The 396-nt window shown below is 71.2% G+C and carries 1 protein-coding gene; it reads left to right on the top strand.

Annotated features, from left to right (window positions below; all coding sequences use genetic code 11):
- Nucleotides 1-396: hypothetical protein (locus I6F37_RS43620; RefSeq protein WP_225154929.1), on the top strand; the 396-nt coding region annotated here is incomplete at both ends.

Genomic DNA, 396 nt, shown 5'->3' with positions numbered 1-396 from the left:
GTCCGGGCTGGATCGGTTGCTGGACCGGGTGCCCGACCTGCCTGCTCAGCTGCACGACAACACGGTGCTCGCCCGCCAGCTGACCATGGTGCTGGGAGCCAGCATCAAGCTCGCCGGGCACCTGGCCGTGCATCCCGAGCACCTCCAGCACCTCGCGGTGGAGCTCAGCCGGACCTCGGCCTCCGATCTGCGTGCGGAGCTGCTGCACGCCACCGGCACCGACCCGGACGCAGTGCTGCCCGTCGGTACCGATCTCGCCGCCGACGACCTGCGGACGGCCTATCGCGGTGCCCTGCTCCGGATCGCCGCCCGCGATCTGTGCTCACCGGAGCCGATCGAGGTGGTCGACGACATCGCCGACGAGCTGTCCGACCTGGCCGACGCCACGCTCGAAGC

Source organism: Bradyrhizobium sp. NBAIM08 (genome assembly GCF_020193935.1).
Classification (GTDB): Bacteria; Pseudomonadota; Alphaproteobacteria; order Rhizobiales; family Xanthobacteraceae; genus Bradyrhizobium; species Bradyrhizobium yuanmingense.
The sequence above is the reverse complement of the archived record's forward strand: the minus strand, read 5'-3'. Positions and strand labels throughout refer to the sequence as shown.